Origin of the sequence: Flavobacterium sp. MMS24-S5, assembly GCF_050320125.1 — a bacterium.
GTDB lineage: Bacteria > Bacteroidota > Bacteroidia > Flavobacteriales > Flavobacteriaceae > Flavobacterium > Flavobacterium tyrosinilyticum.
On the sequence record NZ_CP190016.1, the window covers coordinates 3,197,746 to 3,223,936 of the forward strand.

Below are 26,191 nucleotides of genomic sequence, written 5' to 3' on the forward strand. Positions count from 1 at the left end.
GTTGAAAAAAATAGCCACGAATTCACGAATTATTTTTTTTAATCTTTGAGAATAAAAATTCGTGAATTCGTGGCGGAAAAACTTTGCGTAGACGCACTGCAGTGCGTCTCTACGTTATATGCTGTGTGTTTAAAATTATTCCAATTCTAAAACCAAAGCTGATTTTGGTTCTAAAGTAATTTCAGAAGCTAAATCGAATGTTTTTCCTGAAATAACATCTTTTCCTGATTTGTAGTTTTTGATGCTTTCTTTAAAACGGTTTGTTTTTACAACCTGTTCTTTTGCATTGTTATTGAAAACTACCATAACCGTTTTATTATCAGTATATCTGAAATATACATAAGTGTTGTTTTCTGGAATATAATGCTTCATTTTTCCGAAATGAACCGCTTCGTTTGTTTTTCTCCAGTTGAATAATTTCGCACTGAAATCAAAGTAAGCTGCTTGTTCTGCAGTTCTTCCTTCTTTGATGAAAGCATTGTTTTTGTCTCCAGCCCATCCGCCTGGAAAATCCTGACGAATATCGGCATCTCCGCCTTTGCCTTTATCTCCGCCCATTCCGATTTCTGATCCGTAATAGATTTGCGGAATTCCACGAACTGTTGCCAATAAAGTCATTGCCAGTTTGTATTTTGGTAAATCATATTTGAATTTTTCATTCATACGATCTGTATCGTGATTTTCTGCAAAAACCAAAATGTTATTCGTGTTTGGATATAAAAAATCCATTGCAAAATTGTTGTAGAATTTTATCAATCCATTGTCCCAGCTTGGTTCATTTTCGTTGAAAGCAGAAGTAATCTGACTTTGAAGCGTAAAATCCATTACAGATGGAAGGTTTGAATTGTAGTTTTCAATAGCACCAATTTTACTGTCTTTTTGCCAAAAAGCTAAATTTGCTTGATTGTGCATCCAGATTTCACCTACGATATTAAAATTAGGATATTCATCTGTAATAGATTTTGCCCAATTTGCCATTGCCGTTTTATCTGAGTAGTTATAAGTATCTACTCTGAAACCATCAAGATTTGCAAATTCAATCCACCAAATGGCATTTTGAGTTAAGTATTTTGCAACTAAAGGATTTCTTAAATTCAAATCTGGCATTGAAGGAACGAACCATCCGTCTACACAAACTTCTTGGTCTATTTTTGAAGCATGAATATCTGTAATTACTTCACGTCTGTGGTGCGTTTGTGTAAAAGTTTCAAATTGATTGAACCATGTTTTAGTTGGAATATCTTTCATCATCCAGTGCGTAATTCCCCAGTGATTGGTAACATAATCCATAACCAGTTTCATGTTCTTTTTGTGCATTTCTGCCGATAGACGAGCATAATCATCATTTGTTCCGTAACGAGGATCAATTTTGTAAACATCAGATTGTCCGTAAGTATGATACGAATGCTGTTTGTCGTTGTCTTCGCATAAAGGCGTACTCCAAATTGTAGTTGCACCAAGAGACGAAATATAATCTAAGTTTTTAATAATTCCTTCAATATCTCCACCGTGACGTCCGCTTGGATCTTGACGGTTTCCTTTTTCAGTTAAAGAAGCGTCGCTGTCATTTTTAGGATTTCCGTTAGCAAAACGATCTGGCATGATTAAGTACATCAAATCAGATGCGTCGTAACTCTTTCTGTCTGCCGAATTTGCTCTTCTTTCTTTTAGAGCATATTTTTGTTTAAAGGCAATTTTATTATTGTTTTTGAAAGAGAAAACCAATTCAGAAGCTTTTACGTCTTTTGTATCGATTGTCACGAAAAGATAGTTCGGGTTTTCTGTTTTTTCTACATTTTTAATTACAACATTGTTTGAAACCGAAGCTTCATACTGTGAAATGTTTTTTCCGTAGAACATAATCTGCAGTTCCGAATTTTTCATTCCTGCGTACCAAAACGGTGGTTCTACTTTTTGAATTTGCGCTTTCGCGGAAGCGGAAAACAACAATACCAATAGGATTAATTTATAAATCGAATGGTTTATAAGATATGTTTTGTGGTTTTTCATAATTTATGTTTTTATTGATTTTTGAAGCAGTAGTGAATAGGTAATAGTTTTAAAAATGAATTCTCTGCTAATTTTTTTTAATCACAAGGGATTCCAAATAAATCTAAGCCATCGACCCAGAATTTTTTTATAGGTTTATCCTTTTTTACAATGTATATGGTTCTTCCAGGAAAATCACATTTAGACTTTTCAGGATACATTCCCCATTGAAAATCATCATTATAGGTAAAATAGTAATCTCCAATGTTAGCAAATACTTTGGGTTTGATTTCATCTTTATAATCATAGTTTTTGCTTTCTTTTTCCTCGTATTGACGAATCTTTCTTTCAATATCAGAATAACTTTTTTGATAGTTTATTTTTAGTAATTGTTTAGAGCAAAAAATCGCTTTTCCATTTTTAGCGGTGTCAAATTTTTCAATTGGAAAAGCAATAAAATTTGTTCTACAGGTATTTAGTGCACAAACCACTTTATTTATTGTGATTTTTGAAAATCCTTTTGTACCATAAACGTAGTAACTCTTGTCTACAATTTTTTTAACCTCAAGTTCTAATGTATTACTTCTTATGAGTTTGAAAGTTCCTAAAGTATCATAGTATTCAAAATTTCGAACTTTATTACGGTCGTCGATTAAAACATTATATAAAGAATCTTTTGCATCTACCTGATTAAAAATTTTATCAAACTCATTTCCGCTATAATCACCTCCTTCATACTCTAAATTTGCTACAATTGCTATTGTTTTTTTTGATAAATTATAAACAGAAAAAAGAGTTGTATCTATAGTAACGCTGTCTTCTTCATTTTTTTTTGTATCAATTCTATTTAACGAATTGAATGTCTTACTTTCAGTATTTGTTTTAGTGATTTTTTCATTTTTGTGATGACATGAAATCAGCAAAAGAGTCAAAAAAAAACCTGTAATATTTTTCATTTATATTAATTATTTTTAATCATAGAATTTCGGTTTTCGAAATTTTGAGCAAATTTAACTAAAAAGACAAATGAATAAGTTTTTTCTTATTTTTTAAAGTAAAGGCCCTTAAAAAGGAATTTAAACCATATAAGAAATGTAAGAACATTTAAGACAAAAACTGGGGAGATTTCTATTTAAAATGGACTTACATTTCTTATATGGTTAATTAAAATTATTTAGTTTCAATAATGCTTATCGCATAACCTCCTCCCGGAGCAGAAAACTGAGATAATTTTGATTTATTCGTTACAGCAATTTTCTTGATTGTATAAGCTTGCGGATTCGTTTTGTAATGCGCATCTTTTGCATCAGCGTAAATTGTAGCTGTATACTTTTTACCTTTTTCAAGGAAGCTGAAATCGATGTTTGATGTACGAGGAGTTTCTCCGTTTACGTTTCCAACAAACCAGTTGTTTGTTCCTTTTGCTTTACGTGCAACTGTGATAAAATCTCCCGGTTCAGCTTCAATATATTTACTTTCTGACCAGTCTACTGCCACATCTTTAATGAATTGGAATGCATCTGGAAAACGGTTGTAGTTTTCTGGAGTATCAGCAGCCATTTGTAAAGGACTATACATTGTTACGTATAAAGCTAATTGATTACAAATTGTACTATTTACATGAGATTTGTTTTCAGGATTCATTTTGCTGATATCCATTTCGAAGATTCCCGGAGTGTAATCCATTGGTTCACCAATTAAACGTGTAAATGGTAAAACAGTTACGTGATTTGGTTTAGAACCTCCAAAAGCTTGATATTCTGTTCCTCTTGCGGCTTCATTTCCAATTAAGTTAGGATACGTTCTTGCAATTCCGGTTGGACGAACTGCTTCGTGAGCGTTCACCATAATTTTGTAATCTGCCGCTTTTTCGATAGCGTATTGGTAGTGGTTTACAATCCATTGGCTGTAGTGATTTTCACCTCTTGGTAAAATATCACCTACGTAACCGCTTTTTACAGCATCATATCCATTATCATTCATGAATTTGTAAGCAGCATCCATGTGGCGCTCGTAGTTACGAACAGAACCTGAAGTTTCGTGGTGCATGATGATTTTTACACCTTTAGATTTTGCATATTCATGCAGACCTTTTACATCAAAATCTGGGTATGGCGTCAAGAAATCAAAAACATAATCTTTAGAATGTCCAAACCAGTCTTCCCAGCCTTCGTTCCAGCCTTCAACCAAAACAGCGTCGAAACCATGTTGTGCAGCAAAATCAATGTATTTTTTCACATTAGCATTGTTTGCTCCGTGCGTTCCGTTTGGTTTTGCTTTTGCGAAATCAGTAACACCCAATTGAACTGTTGGGTAATCATTTGTGTAAGACCAAGAGCTTTTTCCTGTAATCATTTCCCACCAAACACCAACGTATTTTACTGGTTTAATCCAAGAGGTATTGTCAATTTTTGATGGATCGTTTAAGTTATAAGTCATTTTTGAAGCTAAGATTTCTCTAGCATCATCGCTCACGATAATCGTTCTCCAAGGAGAGTGATTTGGCGCCTGCATGTGACCTTTGTCTCCTTTTGCATCTGGAGTTAACCAAGAGGTGAAAGTCATGTTTTTATCATCTAAATTCAAGTGCATACAAGAATAGTCAATTAAAGCCGCTTCGTGTAAGTTGATGTAGATTCCTTCATTTGTTTTTAACATCAAAGAAGTCTGAACTCCTGTTGGAGAAAAAGATTTTTGTGAAACGTTTGCTGTGTATGCTTTTTCAGATAATCCTCTAATTTCAGATAGTTTCGATTTTGTGTAATCGTATTCCTGAGTATCATAATCTCCTGGAATCCAGAAAGCAGTATGATCTCCAGTCATAGCAAATTGAGATCTTTCTTCTTTAATTACAAAATAAGTAAGATTCTTTTGTGCTGGGAATTCATATCTAAATCCAAGTCCATCCTCGAATAAACGGAAACGAATTATGATTTGTCTGTCTGTTCCTTTTTGGTTTAAAGTAACCGCTAACTCATTATAATGATTTCTAATGTGATCTACTTCTCCCCAAACCGGTTTCCAAGTTTCGTCAAAAGTGGAAGTTTTCGTATCAGCAATTGTAAAGTCATTCAATAAAGATTTTTTGTCATCTTTTAGTTCAAGACCTAATTTACTAGTTTTTACAACTTCTTTGTTTTTGTATTTTAAGTTGTACGTTGGAGTTCCGTCGTTTTGAAGAGAAAATTCCATTACGAACTTGCCTTCGGGTGATTTTAATTGCTGCGCTTTTGCAACCGTGCTAAACGCAAACAAAATTAAACTTGCGAAAAATAAGTTTTTCATGTTTTTTAGATTTTTAGTGTATTGTAATTTAATTTATTTGTACAAATTTACTTGCAATTTCAGGTTTTCCATTAACGATAATTGTTAAATCTTGATCGCCATCTACAGTAAATGTTGTTTCGTTATGATTTACAGCTACTTTTAAAATTTGATTTCTGAAATTAATTTTAAAAGAATATCCCTTCCATTCTTTTGGAATTTTTGGTGAGAAATGAAGCTGGTCATTTTTAACACGCATTCCTCCAAAGCCTTCCACGATACTCATCCATGTACCGGCCATTGACGTGATGTGGCAACCTTCTTCCACTTCTTTATTATAATCATCCAAATCAAGACGAGAAGTTCTTAAATAAAATGTATATGCCATGTCCATTTTATCTAAAGCTGCAGCTTGAATCGAGTGCACGCAAGGCGAAAGTGAACTTTCATGAACCGTAAATGATTCGTAGAACTCAAAATTGCGTTTTAATTCTTCTTTAGAAAAATGATCTTCGAAGAAATAAAAACCTTGTAAAACGTCGGCTTGTTTGATGTAAGGTGAACGCAACACACGATCCCAAGACCATTTTTGATTAATTGGACGCTGTGAACGATCTAAATCTTTTACCGGAACTAAATCTTTGTCTAAGAAACCATCTTGCTGTAAGTAGATTCCAAGTTCTTTTGAAATAGGAAAGTACATGTCGTCTGCCACTTTTTTCCATTCTTTGATTTCTTCAGATGAAAGATTAACTTTTTCCATTACTCTTTTGTGATCTGCTGGATATTCTGAAGCTACTTTTTCAATTTGTTCAGCAGCAAAATCAATACACCATTTAGCAATATAATTGGTGTAGAAATTATTGTTGATGTTGTTTTCGTATTCATTTCGGACCTGTAACTCCTAAAATCACATACTGATTTTTATCTTTTGAGAAAGAAGCTCTTTGGTGCCAGAAACGTGCAATACCAATTAAAACTTCTAAACCTTTTTCTGGAATATAAGAGTAATCTCCCGTGTAACGATTATAGTTGTAAATTGCAAAAGCAATCGCACCATTTCTATGGATTTCTTCGTGTGTGATTTCCCATTCGTTGTGGCATTCTTCGCCATTCATGGTTACCATTGGATACAACGCTGCACCGTTTTTGAAACCTAAATTATCCTTAGCATTTTCAATTGCTTTGTCTAATTGGTTGTAACGGTATGTCAACAAGTTTCTTGCAACCTGCTGATCTTTTGTCGCCATGTAAAACGGAATGCAATATGCTTCAGTATCCCAATAAGTAGATCCGCCGTATTTTTCTCCTGTAAATCCTTTTGGACCAATATTTAAACGAGAATCTTTTCCTGAATACGTTTGGTTTAATTGGAAAATATTAAAACGAATTCCCTGTTGCGCTTTTACATCACCTTCAATAGTAATATCTGACATTTCCCAAACTTTTGCCCAAGCCTCAATTTGATTTTGAAGCAAAGTATCATATCCTAAGGCAACGGCAGATTTGATTACTTTTTCGGCTCCAGCCAAAGTGTTTTCGTGGTTTAAAGAAACCGTATAACCTCCAATTTTTTGGATTGTTGAGGTTTGTCCTTTTGCGATAATAGTACCGTAAGTGTACTGAACTTTATCTACAGTTGAATCGATTGTTGATGGCGAAACATTGATGTTTTCTCCATTTGCCAAAATCGTATTGTGCATAAAAGTCGTTACTTTAAAATGCGTTTTGAAAGTTTGAGCCGTTACAAAAGCTTCATTTGTACCTTTTTTAACTTCCAAAGGTTCCCAGAATTTTTCTTCCCAGTTGGCATCTTCATTGGTTACACCAGCATCGATATACGGTTTGTAAACGATTTTTGCGTCTTTATTTAAAGGTGTAATATCGTATTTGATCACTCCAGCTTCGTCTAAATCTAAGGAAAGAAAACGACGAATATTTACCGCAATCTCAGTTCCGTTTTTAAGAACAGCTTCAAAAGAACGATTGTACCATCCTTCTTTCATATTCAATTCTCTGCGGAAATTTTTAACTTCGGTACAATTGTGTAAATCAAGGTTTTCTTCGTTGATTTCAATATCAATTCCAATCCAGTTTGGCGCATTTAGTACTTTGGCGAAATATTTCGGATAACCGTTTTTCCACCAGCCCACTTTTGTTTTATCTGGATAATAAATCCCTGCGATATAACTTCCCTGGAATGTTTCGCCAGAATATGCTTCTTCAAAATTCGCACGCTGCCCCATAGCACCGTTTCCGATACTAAAAAGACTTTCAGACGATTTTACTCTTTCGACATCAAATCCTTCTTCTATTATGGACCAATTGTCTGGTTTTATATAATCTTGATTCATTTTTAAATTAGATAATGTGGCAATTTTAGGAATTAGAAAATGTGTCAATTTGATAATTAGATAATTATTTTTTTGACGCTTTTTTTACCTTTTGAACTGCTTGGTTGTTCTACGTTTTTTTTTAAGTGAAATAATTTGTCGATTTGATCATTAAATAATTCTCATTTTAGAAATTATCTAATTATCAAATTTTCTCATTGACTAATTAAATCGTTAATAAAGCTTGTTTCGATTTGGGTAAAATCTTTAAAAATATGATCAGCTTCATGTAAAATTGTTTCCTCACCAATTCCAACACTTACCATTTCTGCGATGTTTGCTGCCTGAATTCCGGCAACAGAATCTTCAAATACGATTGAATTTTTTGGATCAATATGTAATAATTGAGCCGCTTTTAAGAAAACTTCCGGGTCTGGTTTTGCATTGGTAACGTCATTTCCGTCAACAATAACATCGAAGTAAGATAGAACTCCAGTTTTTTCTAAAATTGGTCTTGCATTTTTGCTGGCAGAACCCAATGCAATACCCTGATTTTTCTCTTTTAATAGTTTTAGAATTTTTAAAACTCCTGGAAGAACCTCACTTTCATCCATGTCAACTAAATAAGATAAATAATCTTCGTTTTTTTGAATTAACCATTTGTCTTTGTCTTCTTGCGAAGCCTGAACATTTCCTAATCCAAGTATAATATCCAACGAACGAACTCGGCTTACACCTTTTAAAAGTTCGTTGTCTTCATGCGTAAAATTTATATTTAACGACTGAGCAATTTTTTGCCAAGCCAAAAAGTGGTATTTAGCGGTATCAACGATCACGCCGTCAAGATCGAAGATGAATGCTTTTTTATTATTCATGGATTTCAATTTTAGTTTTGCTATTTACTCTAAGAGTCAATAATCCTGCGAAAATCATTGATACACCTCCAATTATTAGAGCGTAAATAGGTTCATTATGGAAGAATTGTTTGATTACGAATCCTAATATCGTAGCGGCTACGATTTGCGGAATTACTACGAAAAAGTTAAAAACTCCCATATAATAACCCATTTTTGCAGCTGGCAAAGCACCAGATAACATGGCATAAGGCATTGATAAAATACTCGCCCATGCAATACCAACTCCCAGCATTGGAAGGATAAGCATTTGTTTGTCACCAATAAAATAAATTGAAATTAAACCAACACCTCCAGCGCATAAAGCCAATAAGTGTGTTGCTCTAACGCCTACTTTTTTTGCAATAACTGGTAATAAGAAAGCAACTGCTGCGGCGATACCGTTGTAAACTGTAAACAATACCGAAACCCAGTCGGCGGCATCATTGTAGGTTTTCGAAGTTGTGTCTGTAGTTCCAAAAATATGTTGCGTGACTGCTTGAGTCGTATAAATCCACATGGAGAAAAGCGCAAACCAAGAGAAAAATTGAACCCAAGCTAATTTTTGCATTGTTTTTGGCATATTCAATAAATCGGTCATGATTATGGTAAAACCATTCTGAACTTTTTTTGTTCGTAATTGCGATGCAATTAAAAATAAAACACCCATGAAAATTAGACCAATAAATAGAATGTAAAGTTCTTTTGCCAGGCTGTTTTCGAAAATTAAAAATGAAATTAATGCTCCGATACCAGCAAACAATAATCCTAAAAGCAATTGTTTTTTTGTAGAAACGCCAGATTCTGTTTCAGAATTTGATATGCCTTCTGAGTCTTTTTTGCTGTTAGCTTCAAAAGCATGAAGTTCTTCAGGCGTATATTCGGTTGATTTAAAAACGGTCCATAAAACGGAAAGCAGAAAAACGATTCCACCAATATAAAATGACCATTTTACCGCATCTGGAATAATTCCTTTTGGCGCAACATTGCTGACATCAAAAACATTTGTGAAAAGATAGGGCAGAACAGAACCAACAACGGCACCGGTACCAATAAAGAAACTCTGCATAACAAAGCCCAAGGCACGCTGATGGTCGGGTAAATTATCGCCTACGAAAGCACGGAAAGGTTCCATTGAAACGTTGATCGATGCATCCATTATCCATAAAGTTCCTGCAGCAATCCATAAAGTTGGAGAGTTCGGCATTACGAACAAAGCCATCGATGATAAAATCGCGCCAATTAAAAAATAGGGGCGTCGTCTCCCTAAACGAGTCCAAGTTCTATCGCTGAAATAACCAATAACGGGCTGAATAATTAAACCTGAAACAGGCGCAGCAATCCACAAAATTGGGATTTCATCTATTTTAGCACCAAGGGTTTCAAAAATTCTTGAAGTATTTGCGTTTTGCAGTGCAAAACCAAATTGTATTCCTAAGAAACCGAAACTCATGTTCCAAATTTCCCAGAAACTTAATTTACGCTTTTCCATTATCGTAATTTGAAAAATTATACGATAAGCGCCTTGCTTATCAAAACTTTGTTCTTTTCGAAGTAAAACTAAAAGCCTTGACGGGCGTAAAATTATAAATTATTTTTTTATTTATGCTAATAAAAAAGCCATAAATATTTTTTATGGCTTTAGAAAGTGTTGATTTTAAGTTTTTTAGTCAGTAGATTCTCTTTTTATTAAGTGAGTTTCTATAACTTCTGTGGTGTAATTTTCGGTATGTTCTTCGTCGTCATCTTCTTCTGCTTCAAGTCTTTCAATAAGCATTTTCGCTGCTTTGTTGCCCATTTTTTCTCCGCTTTGGCTAACGGTTGTAATTGTTGGAGTTGAGTATTTTGAAATGATTCCGTCAGTAAATGCAATTACAGCTAAATCTTCTGGAACTTTTAACCCCATTTTATTTGCTGTTTTGATAATTGTTACGGCAAAAAGCTCATTTACAGCAAAAACGGCGTCGAAAGCTCTTTCATGCAAAAGCTGACTAATGGTTATTTCGCAAGTTTCTACATCTTCAATTTTTATGATTAAATCTTCATTAAAAGGCAATCCATTGTCTAATAATGCTTTTTCGTAACCATCGGTTCTCAGTTTTCCAACACTTACATAATCGACTGTAGTTACGAGAGCGATCTTCTTGCGGCCATTGTCAATTAAACTTTGAACTGCTTCATAGGCTGCAGATTTATCATCAATAATTACTTTATCGCATAATATATCATTTGTAACGCGATCAAACATTACGACAGGCATTCCTTGATTGATCACTTCGGTAATATGATGAAAGTCGCCTTTAAATTGTGTTTCTTTAGAAAGAGACATGATAAAACCATCGATACTTCCGTTGGCTAACATCTCCATATTTAGAACTTCTTTGTCAAAAGAATCATCTGATACACAGATAACTACGCTGTATCCGTATTCGTTTGCAACTTGTTCTACTCCATTGATGACAGTAGAGAAAAAGTAGTGTACGATTTCGGGAATAATAATCCCGATACTCTTGGTTTTTCGGTTCTTTAAACTAAGGGCAATATTGTTTGGCTTGTAGTTGTAAAACTTCGCAAAAGCCTGCACTTTTAATCGTGTTTCTTCACCAATTTCTAGACTGTTTCTAAGTGATTTTGAGACAGTTGATATGGACACGTCAAGCTCTTTTGCAATCTGTTTGAGGGTTATTTTACGTTTCATGGAGTTAATTGAAAAAAATCTAATTAATAATAAAGGTGTGCAATATTTTTGGTATTTGCAATTTTAACGCTAAAAGATTACAAAAAATAGAAAGTTTTCAACACTACCACGTTTTCGTAAAGCAATAAAAATTGTCTCTGGTTGAGCATGTTAATAAATTCATAATTTTGGAATTCGAAGTAAAATTAAAAACTTAACTAACAGTCAAAAACTCAAAACTAATTTAAACAAAAAGTATGAAAACAATTTACAAAAAGTTGTTATTTTTATTCCTTTTGCTTCCGTTTACAGTACTAGCTCAGAGTACTTTAAGTGGGGTAGTAACTGATCATGCCACAGGTCAGCCTATACCAGGAGTAAATGTAAATGTACAAGGTTCCGCAGTTGGTACCTCTACAGATTTTGATGGTAAATTCCAATTGCCAAATTTAAAAAATGGAGACAAGATTTTAGTTTCATTTATTGGATATAAAACAACGACTATTGTCTTTAATGGTCAAAAAAACTTGCCAGTATCTTTAGAAGAAGATACCAATCAATTACAAGAAGTTGTAGTGCAAGTGGGTTACGGAACTGTTAAGAAAAAAGACGCAACAGGGTCTGTTTCTCAAATTTCTGCCAAAGAATTTAATAAAGGTATCAACGTTACTCCAGAATCTTTGATTGGTGGGCGTATTGCTGGTGTAAATGTTGTTGGAGGAGGTGCTCCAGGAGCAAAAGCAGATATTAGAATTCGTGGAGGATCTTCATTAAGTGCTTCAAACGACCCATTGATTATTTTAGATGGACTTCCTTTAAGCAACGCTGTTCCAAGTGGTGCTACAAGTATATTGTCTACAATTGACCCAAATGATATTGAGTCATTTACAGTTCTTAAAGATGCTTCTGCAGCAGCTATTTATGGTTCACGTGCAGCAAATGGTGTAATCGTAATTACAACTAAAAAAGGAACTAAAGGTGGTGTAAAAGTGAACTTCAGCTCTCAAGTTGGTATCAATACAGTGGCTAATACAGTTGATGTTTTAAATGCAGATCAGTTCAGAAATTTTGTAAACACAAAAGGATCTGATGCTCAAAAAGCATTAATGGGTACTGCAAATACAAACTGGCAAGATGAAATTTTCCATACTGCTTTAACAACAAATAATAATATCTCTGTAAGCGGTGCTTTATTCAATAAATTACCAGTGCGTTTATCTGTTGGTAATGTTGATAATCCAGGAATCTTAAGAAACACTTCTTTTGAAAGAACAACGACATCGATATCGTTAAATCCAGTATTGTTTGATAATCACTTAAAAATTGATATTAGCGGAAACTTATCTTTCAGCAAAAATCAATTTCAAGATGAAGATGCAGTTATTGGTTCTGCAATTAGCTTCGATCCAACACAATCTCCTTACCAAGCGGGTTCTCGTTACGGAGGATATTTCGAATGGTTGGAACCAAACGGAAACTTAGCATTATTACCTGCTAAAAACCCAGTTGCAAGATTAAATCAAGAAGACAAAAGATCTAAATCTACTAGAAAATGGGGTAACATCAGCTTGGATTATAAATTCCACTTCTTTGAAGATTTAAGATTTGTTGCTGAAGCTGGTATCGATAGATTTGACAGTAGCGGATACAACAGACAAAGTACAGAAAGTGCTTTAGGATATCAGCCAAATCCATTCAGTTCAGGAAACTGGGTGAATTTAGGAAACTATGATACGTATACTGATGATCTTCAAAACAAAAACTTAAATGCTTATTTTGTTTACAGCAAAAATTTAGGAAAACTTAAATTGGATGCTACTGCTGGTTACAATTATCAGTTATTCCAAAAAGAAAAATACCAATCTGGAGCTTTAACTCAGCCAGCAGAAAGTAGAAATGAGGATGTTATTACTGATCCAGACATCAATTTACAATCCTATTTTGGTCGTGTAAACTTAGGTTGGGACAGTAAATATTTATTGACTTTAAATTACAGAAGAGACGGAACTTCTCGTTTCTCTGAAGAAAACAGATGGGGTAACTTTATGGGAGGTGCTTTTGCATGGAATATTGCTGAAGAGTCTTTCTTAAAAGATAACGAAACACTTTCTAGTTTGAAATTAAGAGTTGGTTACGGTACTACAGGTCAGCAAGATATTTCTGCTCAGTATGACTATTTAAGAAGAGTTACACTTGGTACTGTTAATACTCAATATATATTTAATGGTGTTGTTTACAGAACAGCTAGACCAGAAGGATATAACCAAAATATCAAATGGGAAGAATTGGCTGAGATGAATATCGGAGTTGATTTTGGATTCTTAAAAGATAGAATCACTGGATCTATTAACTATTTTGATAAAAAATCATCTGACTTATTAGCTGATGTATTGGTGCCAGATGGTGCTAACTTGAGAAACCAAGGATTTAATAATATTGGTGATTTAAGAACTAAAGGGGTTGAATTCAGCCTTCAGTCAGATATCATCAAAAAAGATGATTTAACTTGGAACGTAGCGGTTAATGCTACTTATTTAGACCAAAAAATTGAAAGTTTAGGTCAGACTGTTGAAGGTTTCCAAGGTTATGAAGTAGGAGATAATATTAAAGGAGGAAACGGAAATAAAGTTTTGATTAATACAGTTGGATCTGCTCCAAATTCATTCTTCGTATACGAGCAATTGTATGATGCAAACAAAAAACCTATCGCTGGAGCTTATGTTGACAGAAATGGAGATGGTAAAATTGATGGAAATGATCGTTACAGATATAAAAAACCAACAGCAGATTATACTTTCGGTTTATTCTCAACTTTAAACTACAAAAAGTTTGATTTTACAATGAACTGGAGAGCAAGTTTAGGAAATTACATTTTTGATAACGTAAATTCTAACATGGGATATTCAGATGCAGGTTTAAGAAGACAAACAGACTTATCAAACGTAAGTTCAGATTATTTAAATACTGGATTTACTTATGAAGATAATGGAACTCAACGTTATTTATCTAATTACTATGTAAAAGATGCTTCTTTCATCAAATTAGATAACGTAACAGTTGGTTATACTTTGGATAAAGCTTTATTGAAAGCTGCTTCTTTAAGATTCTCAGCAGGTGTTCAAAATGTTTTTGTACTTACAAAATATGATGGATTAGATCCGGAGAAATTCAACGGAATCGATGGTAACGTTTATCCGAGAGCAAGAACATTCTTGTTTGGAGTAAATGCAAGTTTCTAATAGTACATTGAAAAACAAAATTTTAAAACATACAAAATGAAAATATCATTTAAATATATATCTTATTTCTTCCTATTTATTTTAGGAATAAGTATGACGCTTACTTCGTGTACTGACGATTTAAACGTGACACCAAAAGATGATGATGAATTTTTATCGGAAACTTTTTTTGAAGATCCAGCATCTTACAAGCAGGTTTTAGCAAAATTATACGCAGGACTTTATGTAGGAGGAAATGATGGTGACGGACAAGCGGATATTGCTGGTCTTAGCGGGGATTTCAGCAGTTACTTGCGTTTGCTTTTTGTAACGCAGGAATTACCTACTGATGAGGCTGTTATTGCTTGGGCTGATGGTGCTTTGCCAACATTAAACACACAAACATGGTCTCCTGTAAATGAGTTTTTATACGGAACTTATTCTAGAGCATCTTACCATATCAGTTTGGCAAATGAATTTTTAAGACAAACTACAGATGAGAAATTAGAAGCAAGAGGTGTTGATGCCAATCTAAAAGCTGAAATTGCAACTTTTAGAGCAGAAGCACGTTTCTTAAGAGCTTATTCTTATGTAAACTTAATGGATTTATTTGGTAATGTGCCAATTACAACAGAAGCAGATCCTGTTGGATTCTTTTATCCAGTACAAAAATCTAGAGCAGAAGTTTTTGCTTTTGTAGAGTCTGAATTAAAAGATTTAGATAATAGTTTAGCAAATGCTAGATCAAATGAATACGGTAGAGTTGATAAAGTAGCAGCTAAATTTTTATTAGCTCAAATTTATTTGAACTCTAAGGTATATACAGGAACAGAAAGAAACAATGACGTAGCAACTTTATGTTCTGAAATCATTAATTCAGGATATACATTTGCAAACGTTCCTTATGCTTACCTATTCTCTGCAGATAACAATACAAATGGTGCTCAAAACGAATTTATTTTCCCAATCATAAGTGATGGAAATGCAATTAGAGCAACTGGTGGAGGAATGAGTTTTATTATTCACGCTGCTATTGGAGGAAGTATAGATGCTGCTTCAAGAGGAATGGACGGGGGTTGGTTCGGTACTAGAACTCGTAAAGAATTCGTAGCTCTTTTTCCTGATGCAACTGCTACTGGAGATAAAAGAGGAACATTCCATACTGATGGACAAGCTTTAGATATTACTAATATTTCAACATTTACAGATGGTTATGCTGTAACTAAATATATTAATAAAAAATCGGATGGTTCACCAGCTCAAAGAACTGATATTCCAGATACTGATTTTCCAGTATTCAGAGTTTCTGATGCTTATTTAATGTATGCTGAAGCTGTTGTACGTGGTGCAACTACAGGTAATTTGGCAACTGCTGTAGATTATGTTAACCAAATTAGAACAAGAGCAGGAGCAACTACAATATCTAGTGCAAATTTAACCCTTGATTTTCTTTTGGCAGAAAGAGGTAGAGAGTTATTCTGGGAGTGCCACAGAAGAACAGATTTGATTCGTTTTGGAAAATTTACAGGAGGAAGCAAAATCTGGCAATGGAAAGGTGGCGTAATGAATGGTATGGCAACAGATTCATATAGAGACTTAATGCCGATTCCTTCTAAGACAATTCAGGCGAACCCTACATTGAAACAAAATCCTGGGTACTAATATCTAATAGAACTGTAAAATGAAAAATATATATAAAATTTTAATCGCATTTATTGGTGTGCTATTGGTGTCGTGTAATGCGGACTCTGTAGACGAAAGACCAGTACTGAATGTTGCTGGAGCTCCAGAAATTACAGCGCCAACAACAGGTCAAAATTATGTTCTTGATGTTGAAAAAGCATCAGACGAAGTGGCTAAATTTACTTGGTCGGCTGCACAATATTCTTCAGATGTAGCAATAAAGTATACATTGCTTATTGATAAGAAAGGCGGAGATTTTACTGCTGCAAAAACATTGCAGAGTACTACAAACAGTCTTACTGAGGTTTCTGTTCTAGGTAAAGAGTTAAATCAAGCAGCAATTGATTTAGGAGGAAAACCAGAAGAAGCGGCTCAGTATGATGTGAAAATTACTGCTAATGTTTCTGGAGGTTTTGTTCAAGTTTCAAAAGGTATAGTTTCAATTACTGTAACTCCTTACGTAGGTAAGTTAGATTATAACTTTGTTGATTGGTACTTAGTTGGAGATGCAACTGTTTCAGGTTGGGACAATAATAAAGGAAATCAAATCTTGTTTAGAAGCGCTAAAAACGCTAATGAATATGTATTTACAGGATACTTTAAAAAAGGTGTATTCAAAACTATTAAAAATTTAGGTAATTGGGCTCCAATGTATGGAGGCAAAGACGGTTCTCTTATCTATAGAGCAACAGATGGTGATGCAAATCCTGCAAGTATAGAAGTCCCTTCTGATGGTTACTACAAATTTAAGATGGATGTTGAGAAGTTAACGTACACTTTAGAGCCATATGCAGCAGGAGCGACAGCACCAACATACAGCACTGTAGGTATTATTGGAGATGTAACTGCTAAAGGATGGGATGCATCAACACCAATGGTAAAATCAACTTTTAATGCGCATGTTTGGACTTTAGGTGTAACTCCTCTAAATGATGGAGGAATGAAGTTTAGAGCAAATGACGCTTGGGATGTTTCATGGGGAGGAACTACTGCCTTTGCAGGTGGAGGAAACGGTGAAAACATACCGGTTGCAAAATCTAAATATCTTATTTATTTTAATGATTTAGACGGAAGTTATGTAATGATTCCTAATCAATAAAAACTTCAGTTAATAACTGAAAAAGGGCTATCTCAGATAGCCCTTTTTTAATCAAACTTACTAATCAAATAACCACAATGATTATGAAAAAAACTTTACTATCAATATTTTTATTGATGGCGCTAACTGCTTTTGCCCAACAGCAAACGGTTAGTTTTTCAATAAATCCGCCCACTTTTGAAGATACCACTTCCATAACTATTTCAATTGCAGGAACAAGTGTTAATGAAGGCGCTTGGGGAATTACAGACAATGCCTTATATCTTTGGTCATGGTCTTATGATGTTAATGATGCAAATCAAGCAGATTCTCCTTCAAACGGATCTTGGACTGCTTCAAACGAAGCCAGCAGATTTACATACAACGCAGGAACCGATACGTATACCAAAACATTTATACCTGCTGTATATTTTGGTAGAAACGGAATAGGTAGAATAGGTTTTTTGGTTAAAGCAAAAGATGGATCTGGATCAAAACAATCTCAAGATGCCGTTGTTGAAGTAGGAGCTTTTCAGGTAAATCTCACTTCGCCAATCGAAAATAGTGCTGTAATTTTAGCATCGGGATCAAATTTTAATATTGTTGCAACAAATACAAATGGAGCAGCAAATTATTCTTTAAAAGCAAATGGAGTAGTTATAAATGCGAATGCAAATACAGCAAGCTATTCCTATTCTCATACAAATGTTACAAGCAATCAGATGTATGAATTGAGTGTCACTCAAGCAGGAGTTACCATTATAAAGAAGTTTTCGGTTGTTGTAAATCCGAATACAGTTTCTGAAGCAATGCCAACAGGTTTGGTTGATGGAATTAATTATTCTAGTGATGTTTCAAAAGCAACATTAGTTCTTGATGCGCCATCAAAAGATTTTGTTTACGTTGCCGGAAGTTTCAATAACTGGCTGCCTACATCGGCGTATGCCATGAAAAAAGATCCTATTTCGGGAAAGTTTTGGTTAGAATTGACTGGATTGGTTTCAGGTGTAAATAATACTTTTCAATATTGGGTTGTAGATGCTTCGCCGCTGGCTAATTCACCATCTATAGTAAAAACAGCAGATCCTTACTCAACTTTGGTTTTATCTCCTTATGATGATCCTTGGATTCCAGCATCTTCCTATCCAAATTTACCAGTTTACCCAACAGGCCAACAATTTGAAGTTACCGTTCTTAAAACAGGACAGACTCCATACAACTGGCAGGTTACAAACTTTGTAAAACCAGAAAAAGAAAAACTGGTGGTTTACGAAGTTTTGGTTCGTGATTTTGATGCTTCTCGCAATTTTCAAAGTTTAATAGATAAGATAGATTATTTTAAAAACCTTAAAATAAATGCTATTCAGCTAATGCCGGTAATGGAATTTGAAGGCAATGAAAGCTGGGGTTACAATACTTCTTTTCATATGGCTTTAGATAAGTTTTATGGAACTTCGGATAAGCTAAAAGAGTTTATTGATTTGTGTCATCAAAATGAGATCGCAGTAATTTTAGATGTTGCCCTAAATCACGCTTTTGGAAGAAATCCGATGGTGAGAATGTGGATGAATGATCCTGACGGAGATGGTTTTGGATCGCCAACAGTAGAAAATCCATATTTTAATACCTTGGCAAAACATACTTATAGTGTAGGTGAGGACTTTAATCATCAGTCGGCTAAAACGCAATATTATGTAGAAAGAGTAATTAAACAATGGATTGAAGAGTATAAAATTGATGGATTTCGATGGGATTTAACCAAAGGATTTACTCAAGCTTGTACGGCTGCAGATAATGCATGTACCGATGGTTATCAGCAAGATAGGGTAGATATTTTAAAAAAATATGCCGATTATTCTTGGAGTTTAGATCCAACTCATTATACCATTTTTGAGCATTTAGGAAGTGACGCCGAAGAAAAACAATGGGCAGATTATAAAATTTCTGAAACACCAAGTAAAGGAGTGATGATGTGGGGAAAAATGACAAAAGAGTACAATCAATTGTCAATGGGATACGCTTCTGAAAGTAATATTTTTAGAATGAATAGTGCAAACCGCGGATTTGCTGCCAATCGTTTAATGGGGTATGCAGAAAGCCATGACGAAGAACGTTTAATGTATAAAAATGTGCAATACGGAGCTTCAAACGGAAGTTATAATGTAAAAACATTAAATACAGCTTTGTCAAGAATGTCTGCCATTGGAGCCGTTTCTTTATTAATTCCATGGCCAAAAATGATTTGGCATTTTGGTGAACTAGGTTGGGAGAATTCTATTTTTACCTGCAATGATGATTCTGTTAATACTGATTTTGATGCTGTTGGTGGAGATTGTAAATTAGATACAAAGCCACAGCCTCAATGGGTAAATAATTGGCTAGGAAATTCAAATCGTAATAAGATTTATAATAATTGGGCAAAAATGATTACGCTTAAAAAGACGGAGCCCGTGTTTTTAGGTACAGCCATAATTCCAGACGCCAATACATTAACTTTAAATGTAAAGATTACGAATGCAAATCTTACTTCAGCACAGTTAAAAGACGTTTTGATTCTGGCTAATTTCGATACTTCGTCACAAAATATTTCAACCGGTTTTCCATATACAGGAACTTGGTATAATTTGATGGATAACACGACAATAAATGTTACCGATGTAAATGCTCCAATTAATTTACCAGCTGGAGAGTATAGAATTTATGGTAATAAAACAGCAAGCTTGGCAATTGAAGATTTCGAAAAAGGAAACCAAGTTAATTTATATCCAAATCCTGTTGCCGATTATTTTACTTTAGGTTTCAAAACTTCAAAAGTAGAGATCTATTCTCTTACAGGACAATTAGTAAAAACATTTAATACAAACGGAAATACAGATTATCAATTTTCTGTAAGCAGTTTAGCATCTGGATTATATCTAGTAAAAACGTTTGACGAATATAATAAGGTTCGAGTAGTGAAGTTTATTAAAAATTAGGTTTGGTTAGTAATGAAAAGGGCTGTCTAGAAATGGACAGCCTTTTTTTGTTAAGTAGTTTTTTATGCAAATGTTTTATTTTGATGTTTTAATGTCTTTTGAGGTAATTAAATCACGAGACATTATTTTTGTGGTTTAGCTTATAATTATTTATTTGTTTTTCTTTTATGGTCGTTATATTCTCCAATTAGAGAATAATATCCAAATGTTCCTAATCCCATAACGATTAGCGGAGTAAGTATAAATAAGATTATTACACCAAATACTAAATCGTCTTGTTGGTCTGAAAGAAGTTTAGGCAAACCAAATTCAAACACGCAAAAATAAGCAGCAGCTGCGGCCAAAGCAATCCATAACGCCCCTAAAACTTGTTTAATCGCATTCATTTTTTTGTAAATTTTAAAGGTGAGTAATTTTGTTTTTGTTGTCAATATAAATCATCCCAATAACAAAGCAGATTCCAGCAATAATTATAGGATACCATAATCCATCCAGATAAAAATCGGCTTTGCCTGCTGTTTTGGCGTGTGATACAAAGTAAGTAGAGATAGCAGGGAGCAATCCTCCAAAAATTCCATTTCCGACATGATAAGGCAGTGACATAGAAGTATATCTAATTTTGGTTGGAAACATCTCCACTAAAAATGCCGCAATCGGACCATAAACCATGGTCACAAATAATACTTGAATAAAAACCAGAAAAATTAAAGTCCATTTATCATTAGGAGTTATTTGAATTGAGACACTTGTTTGCACATCTTTTTTCTCCATGTACGTTTTTTTCTCGATTACGGTTGTACCATCTGTATATTTTTTTTGAGTGGTTGTAACGGAACTTCCATCAGCTTTCTTTTCGGTTGTTTCTCTAGGATTTTCTGCGATTTCTGTTTTTTGGCTAATGTCTGTCGTGTTGTACATGGCTTTATAAATAGGTCTGTAAGATAAAATTGCCAATAGCATTCCGAACATCATAATGTATTTGCGTCCAATTTTGTCGCTAAGCCAACCAAAAACAATAAAAAATGGAGTTCCAATTAAAAGAGCAATTCCTAACAATTCATCAACTTGAGAAGAATCAACATTCATTACCGTTTTCATAAAGCTCATGGCATAGAATTGACCCGTATACCAAACAACACCTTGTCCCATTGTAGCGCCGAACAAAGCCAAAAGGACAAATTTTAAATTGTATCGGTTTCCAAAACTTTCCTTTAACGGATTTGTGCTTGTGGTTCCTTCTTTTTTAGCTTTCGCGAAAACTGGAGATTCGTCCATGTTTTTTCGAATTAAATACGAAACGCCAACCATAGCAATCGAAACCCAAAACGGAACGCGCCATCCCCATAAATCAAAGGCTTCAGGAGAAAGTACGCTTTTAGTAGCTAGAATAACCATTAGCGAAATAAATAAACCAACAGTAGCAGTGGTCTGAATCCAAGAAGTCCAATATCCTTTTTCTCCCGCTGGAGCGTGTTCGGCTACATACGTAGCTGCCCCGCCATATTCACCTCCAAGAGCAAGTCCTTGCAGTAGGCGTAAAATTAAAACCAATAAAGGGGCTAAAAAACCTATGGATTCATAACTCGGAATACAGCCAATTAGAAAAGTAGAACCACCCATTAATAATAAGGTAGCCATGAAAGTGTATTTACGCCCAATAATATCGCCAAGCCTTCCAAAAAACAAAGCTCCAAATGGGCGAACTACAAATCCGGCAGCAAATGTGGCTAAAGTAGATAGAAATGCTGCGGTCGGATTGTCACTAGGAAAAAATTTAGTTGAAATAACGACAGCGAGACTGCCAAAAATGTAAAAATCGTACCATTCGATCATGGTGCCCATAGAAGAGGCCGAAATTACTTTCCAAATGCCCTTAGTAGAAGTTTTGCTCATAAAACTGCTTTGAGATCTTGTTAGTGAATGAATTCTAAAAATACAGTTTTACGAATATAGAAGATATTTCGTTATTCACTTAATACTTTTTTAACAAAAACTATTTATTTGTTGACTTTTGGTTTTGTTGCAATAATGTTATAAGTAAAAAGCCTGTCTCTATAGAAACAGGCTTCGGAAAAATAATTAATAATACTTCTTTTTAAGTGTTATTCATACCACTGCATTTTTGGTGCGCGGTCGTCAAAGGTATCGATACCAATTTGTTTATCTCCTCTATAAACTCTAACGTCACTCACTACGCCTATTACACCAACAAGGTTTATATAAAAAGTATATAATCGATTGATTCCTGATGGTAGTTTAGGGCTTGGAGAAATATTGTTTATAACAAATTGCCCATCTTTTAGACGGAATCTTATTGTTACATCATTAGATAGCGGTAATTTGCCATAATAGTTGCTAAATATATAATTTGATCCCCACTTGTAAGTTTCGCCTAGATCATTATTTAAATAAGCCCATCCATCAGATTCTGTTATTGGCATGAAGCAATCTATGGTTTTGCTTTTGCTACCTCCATAAGCTCCATTCCATAATTCTAGCATAACACCTTTTGTTGCATTGGCAGGATAGCTAGTTGATTTGTTAGATTCTAATCGTACTCTTACTTCAATAGTATAATCACCACTAATATCAAATCCATCATTTGAAGTCCAATAGGTCAATGATAGCATAGGATTGTTATATTGTTGGTAAAGAGGTAGTATTACATTATTATTCCAGTTTAGTTCGCCATTATTCATAAAGGGAACCATCTGATTAGTGAACGTTTGCTGAGTAGGATAAAAACTTACATTGTCTGCTCGTTTTTTTATGTCTTTAATGAATGTAACAGCAGTTCCGCTTACATTTTTTGTTAGAGTTAACGGATTGTCTTTTTGAAGTACATAGACATCATCATATAAAGCTTTTTCTATTTTTCTGTAAGTAGCCCAAATATATCCGTTTTCGCCCCAGTTAGGCCCCAAGAGTTTAGAAGTCTAAAAGCTTGTTTTTCATTGTCGTATCCTGTTAAAACAACACCATGGGCTCCATAATATGAAGTGCTGTTTATGTCCCATAATCTAAGTGAAAAAGATGTGAAATCCCAATCAACGGCTACTCCAACTATTACTGGATTGCCATTTGCTATTTGTTCCTTAATTTGTTCTAATGTAGGTTTTCCTGTAGCAGATTTTAATCTGTAGTAATCATTTATTCTATTTTTTTTAGCATTATTTACTTGCGCTACAGTTGGGAGTGTGCCACAAGCTACATAGCCCATGTCGCTGTAACTTGTTGTGCCTTCTGTTTTTAAAGCGTCAAGAGCTTCGATGAATTGGGCGCCACTCTCACAGCTATTTTTAAAAGCTTTATATTTTTCATGTAAGTAATCAGGACTTGCATATGCATTGTAATTTGGACTTCCATTAGCCAATATTTTTGATTCGCCATTTATTATAGTAAGTGCATGTGCAATAGAGTAAGAAGCGCAAGCACCCTTATTTCCTTGGTTTAAAGCAGCAGGTAGTTCAGGTAGAACATATTTTGAGGGAAGTGCTTCTTTTTTAGTAAACGAAGATGCTTTTAATTCTTTAACTTGAGCGAGTTGCTCAGGTGTAGATGGGATGTATCCAGTTGCTAGTCCATCATTTATGAGACTGCTCTTTTCCGCATTTTGAGGAAGTTCATCTTTTTGACAAGATTGAATTAATAAAACACTAACTAGTGCTAAGGCTAAGATTTTAATTTTTTTTTTCATGGTTTAGATGTTAATTTTAAGCGCAATAGTACGAATAAAATACTTGAAACAGAAGCTTATTTCTTACAAAAAAATAAAATATTATATAAGTTACGTTTTTAGAAAAGTAAATAGTAAAACACATAAAGGGTTCGCAAAGCTTAAAAAATAACTTTGCGAACCTTTGCGTAAACCCTAGCGCTCTTTGTGGTTAAAAAAAACAGAAAAGTATAAAAAACAAAAAACCCACTCTGTTGAGTGGGTTTCGTGGTACCTCCAGGGATCGAACCAGGGACACATGGATTTTCAGTCCATTGCTCTACCATCTGAGCTAAGGTACCGTGCTTGTTGCGGGTGCAAATATATAATCATTTTTGGTTTGTGCAAAACATTTTTTAGAAAAAATCTATTCGTATCTTCGCAAAAGCAAAAAAGGAAATATGATTTTAACGATCGATGTTGGCAATACCAGAATTAAAGCGTCTGTATTTGAGGATAATACTTCTCTAGAAAATTTTGTTTTTGATAAAAATGAAATCGAAAAAAAAATTGAAAAAATTTTAGAAAAATATCCAAAATGCTCCGATTTGGTTGTTGCTTCGGTAGGAAATATCGAAAAACAGTCCTTTTTGACTTTTGAAAACAGACTAAAAGTTTACTTTTTTACCCACGAAGATGTTTTTCCTTTTCAAAATAAGTATGCGACTCCAAAAACTTTAGGAATAGATCGAATGATTTTGGCTGCAGGAGCAACACTTCAATTTCCAAAACAAAACCGTTTGGTTATCGATGCAGGAACTTGCATAACCTACGATTTCATCGACGAAAATAATAATTATTTAGGAGGAGCCATTTCTCCAGGGCTTCGTTTACGATATGAATCGCTGCATAATTTTACGGCCAGACTGCCGTTACTAACCTTAGAAGAGCCGGACTCTTATGTAGGAAACTCAACGGCACAGGCTATACATTCTGGTGTTGTCAACGGTTTCGTCTATGAGATTGACGGTTTTATCGATGAATATCGGAAAGAGTTTTCAAATTTTATCATAATTTTAACGGGTGGCGATGCAGATTTTTTGGCTAAACGATTAAAAAATACCATATTTGCCAATTCAAATTTCCTTCTGGAGAGTTTGAGCCAAACATATCAATATAAAATCGACAATGATTAAAAAAGTAATACTAAGCGCTTGTTTGCTTATATCGTTCGTTTCATTCGCTCAACAAGGTACTGCTTCACCTTATTCTTTTTTCGGAATAGGAGATGTGAGATTCAAGGGAACACTTGAAAACAGATCTATGGCAGGAGTTGCAGTAGAGCAAGATACGATTCACTTAAATATAGAAAACCCGGCAAGTTATGCCAGCTTAATTCAGACAACTTTTACAGTTGGAGGAACATTTGCTACTTCTAATTTAAAGACGACTTCTCAATCAGAAAAAGCACAAAGAACTACTTTTGATTATTTAGCATTAGGTATTCCGATGGGAAAATTTGGTGCTTCATTTGGTTTGATCCCGGTAAGTTCAGTAGGATACAAAATACGTAATGACAATTCGGCTACAGAAGGCGCATTAAATTCTCAGCTTGATGGAAAAGGTGGTGTGAATAAAGTATATTTTGGTTTGTCATATAAAATCATGAAAAACTGGAATATTGGAGCAGATGCACAATATAATTTTGGAAAAATTACTACTACAACTATAGAAGGTATTACTGGAGTTGAAAGCGGAACGGCAGAAGTGAATACGTCTGAACTTTCGGGCATGGCATTTAGTTTCGGTACGATGTATCAGAAAAAAATCGATAAAAAAACGAGCATTTTTTCTAGTTTAAGCTATACTTTCGCTAGCAATCTGAATTCAGACAATAGGAGAGCTATTTCGGTTCAAGGAGATTCTGACCCTTATATCTCTCCAACAGAAACAACTAAATTAAAACTTCCGAATAAATTGAGTGTTGGTTTTGGTATTGGTGAATCTAGAAAATGGCTTGTAGGAGCAAACATGACTTTTCAAGGAGACGGACAGCTAGCAAATTATTACAATGAGGCAAGTAATGTAAGATATGAGAGCTATTCTAAATACGCTCTTGGTGGATATTACCTTCCAAATTATACTTCTTTTACTAGTTATTTGAGCAGAATTACGTATAGAGCTGGTTTGAAATATGAAAAAATCGGTCTTATTGTAAATAATGAATCTATTAAAGATGTTGGAATGAGTTTAGGAGCTGGAATTCCAATTACAGGATCTTTCTCAAATCTAAATTTCGGAATTGAATTTGGTAAACGTGGTACAACAGCATCAGATTTAGTGCAAGAGAATTATGTTAATTTTAGTGTGAGTTTCTCTTTCAACGACAAATGGTTTGTGAAGAGCAAATTCCAATAAACAGAATA

Annotated in this window: 16 protein-coding genes, 1 tRNA gene and 1 pseudogene; 6 read left to right on the forward strand and 12 right to left on the reverse strand. The window is 34.3% G+C overall.

Going from position 1 to position 26,191, the window contains the following annotated elements; translation table 11 throughout:
- Positions 1-135: 135 nt before the first annotated feature.
- The 7 genes and pseudogenes from ACPWTF_RS14855 to ACPWTF_RS14885 form a co-directional block, all read right to left on the reverse strand.
- Complete coding sequence (locus tag ACPWTF_RS14855) at positions 136-2,010, reverse strand: glycoside hydrolase family 13 protein (protein ID WP_427871840.1); 1,875 nt, start codon at positions 2,008-2,010, stop codon at positions 136-138.
- Positions 2,011-2,087: 77 nt separating this feature from the next.
- Positions 2,088-2,945 (reverse strand): hypothetical protein, encoded by an 858-nt coding sequence (locus ACPWTF_RS14860; RefSeq protein WP_427871842.1) that lies wholly within the window; start codon positions 2,943-2,945, stop codon positions 2,088-2,090.
- A gap of 214 nt (positions 2,946-3,159) precedes the next feature.
- Positions 3,160-5,274, reverse strand: a complete 2,115-nt coding sequence (locus tag ACPWTF_RS14865) for a glycoside hydrolase family 97 protein (protein WP_427871844.1) — start codon at positions 5,272-5,274, stop codon at positions 3,160-3,162.
- 28 nt (positions 5,275-5,302) lie between these two features.
- Positions 5,303-7,607: pseudogene (locus tag ACPWTF_RS14870) on the reverse strand (glycoside hydrolase family 65 protein).
- 194 nt (positions 7,608-7,801) lie between these two features.
- Positions 7,802-8,461, reverse strand: coding sequence for a beta-phosphoglucomutase (gene pgmB / locus ACPWTF_RS14875; RefSeq protein ID WP_250834327.1), 660 nt, complete (start codon positions 8,459-8,461; stop codon positions 7,802-7,804).
- A complete protein-coding gene (locus ACPWTF_RS14880) occupies positions 8,454-9,971 on the reverse strand; it encodes an MFS transporter (protein ID WP_427871846.1) in 1,518 nt (505 codons plus the stop codon). Before ACPWTF_RS14880 ends, pgmB begins: the two co-directional genes overlap by 8 nt.
- Positions 9,972-10,145: 174 nt before the next feature.
- On the reverse strand, positions 10,146-11,177 hold the full coding sequence (locus ACPWTF_RS14885) for a LacI family DNA-binding transcriptional regulator (RefSeq protein ID WP_095928151.1): 1,032 nt from the start codon (positions 11,175-11,177) through the stop codon (positions 10,146-10,148).
- Between the two features lie 236 nt (positions 11,178-11,413).
- On the opposite strand from ACPWTF_RS14885, the gene ACPWTF_RS14890 reads away from it, so the two are divergent.
- The 4 genes from ACPWTF_RS14890 (at position 11,414) to ACPWTF_RS14905 (ending at position 20,110) form a co-directional block, all read left to right on the forward strand.
- Positions 11,414-14,395: a SusC/RagA family TonB-linked outer membrane protein gene (locus ACPWTF_RS14890; RefSeq protein WP_427871848.1), complete on the forward strand. Its 2,982-nt coding sequence runs from the start codon at positions 11,414-11,416 to the stop codon at positions 14,393-14,395.
- Positions 14,396-14,431: 36 nt separating this feature from the next.
- Positions 14,432-16,036: a RagB/SusD family nutrient uptake outer membrane protein gene (locus ACPWTF_RS14895; protein WP_427871850.1), complete on the forward strand. Its 1,605-nt coding sequence runs from the start codon at positions 14,432-14,434 to the stop codon at positions 16,034-16,036.
- 19 nt (positions 16,037-16,055) lie between these two features.
- A complete protein-coding gene (locus ACPWTF_RS14900) occupies positions 16,056-17,156 on the forward strand; it encodes a SusE domain-containing protein (RefSeq protein ID WP_427871852.1) in 1,101 nt (366 codons plus the stop codon).
- Between the two features lie 83 nt (positions 17,157-17,239).
- Positions 17,240-20,110: an alpha-amylase family glycosyl hydrolase gene (locus ACPWTF_RS14905; protein WP_427871854.1), complete on the forward strand. Its 2,871-nt coding sequence runs from the start codon at positions 17,240-17,242 to the stop codon at positions 20,108-20,110.
- A 146-nt stretch (positions 20,111-20,256) separates the two neighbouring features.
- On the opposite strand, the gene ACPWTF_RS14910 is transcribed toward ACPWTF_RS14905, so the two are convergent.
- The 5 genes from ACPWTF_RS14910 to ACPWTF_RS14930 all read right to left on the reverse strand — a co-directional run bounded on the left by ACPWTF_RS14910 (position 20,257) and on the right by ACPWTF_RS14930 (position 24,127).
- Complete coding sequence (locus ACPWTF_RS14910) at positions 20,257-20,496, reverse strand: DUF6814 family protein (protein ID WP_427871855.1); 240 nt, start codon at positions 20,494-20,496, stop codon at positions 20,257-20,259.
- A 13-nt stretch (positions 20,497-20,509) separates the two neighbouring features.
- Positions 20,510-22,003, reverse strand: a complete 1,494-nt coding sequence (locus ACPWTF_RS14915; protein WP_427871856.1) for an MFS transporter — start codon at positions 22,001-22,003, stop codon at positions 20,510-20,512.
- Positions 22,004-22,212: 209 nt separating this feature from the next.
- Positions 22,213-23,034 (reverse strand): hypothetical protein, encoded by an 822-nt coding sequence (locus tag ACPWTF_RS14920; RefSeq protein WP_427871857.1) that lies wholly within the window; start codon positions 23,032-23,034, stop codon positions 22,213-22,215.
- Positions 22,980-23,807: a C1 family peptidase gene (locus ACPWTF_RS14925; RefSeq protein WP_427871859.1), complete on the reverse strand. Its 828-nt coding sequence runs from the start codon at positions 23,805-23,807 to the stop codon at positions 22,980-22,982. The genes ACPWTF_RS14920 and ACPWTF_RS14925 overlap by 55 nt, the downstream gene beginning before the upstream one ends.
- Positions 23,808-24,054: 247 nt before the next feature.
- Positions 24,055-24,127, reverse strand: a tRNA-Phe gene (locus ACPWTF_RS14930).
- Between the two features lie 99 nt (positions 24,128-24,226).
- Between ACPWTF_RS14930 and ACPWTF_RS14935 the strand changes: the two genes are divergently transcribed.
- Together ACPWTF_RS14935 and ACPWTF_RS14940 are read left to right on the forward strand one after the other, a co-directional pair.
- Positions 24,227-24,961, forward strand: a complete 735-nt coding sequence (locus ACPWTF_RS14935; RefSeq protein ID WP_427871860.1) for a type III pantothenate kinase — start codon at positions 24,227-24,229, stop codon at positions 24,959-24,961.
- Positions 24,954-26,183, forward strand: coding sequence for a hypothetical protein (locus tag ACPWTF_RS14940; RefSeq protein WP_427871862.1), 1,230 nt, complete (start codon positions 24,954-24,956; stop codon positions 26,181-26,183). Before ACPWTF_RS14935 ends, ACPWTF_RS14940 begins: the two co-directional genes overlap by 8 nt.
- Positions 26,184-26,191: the final 8 nt, after the last annotated feature.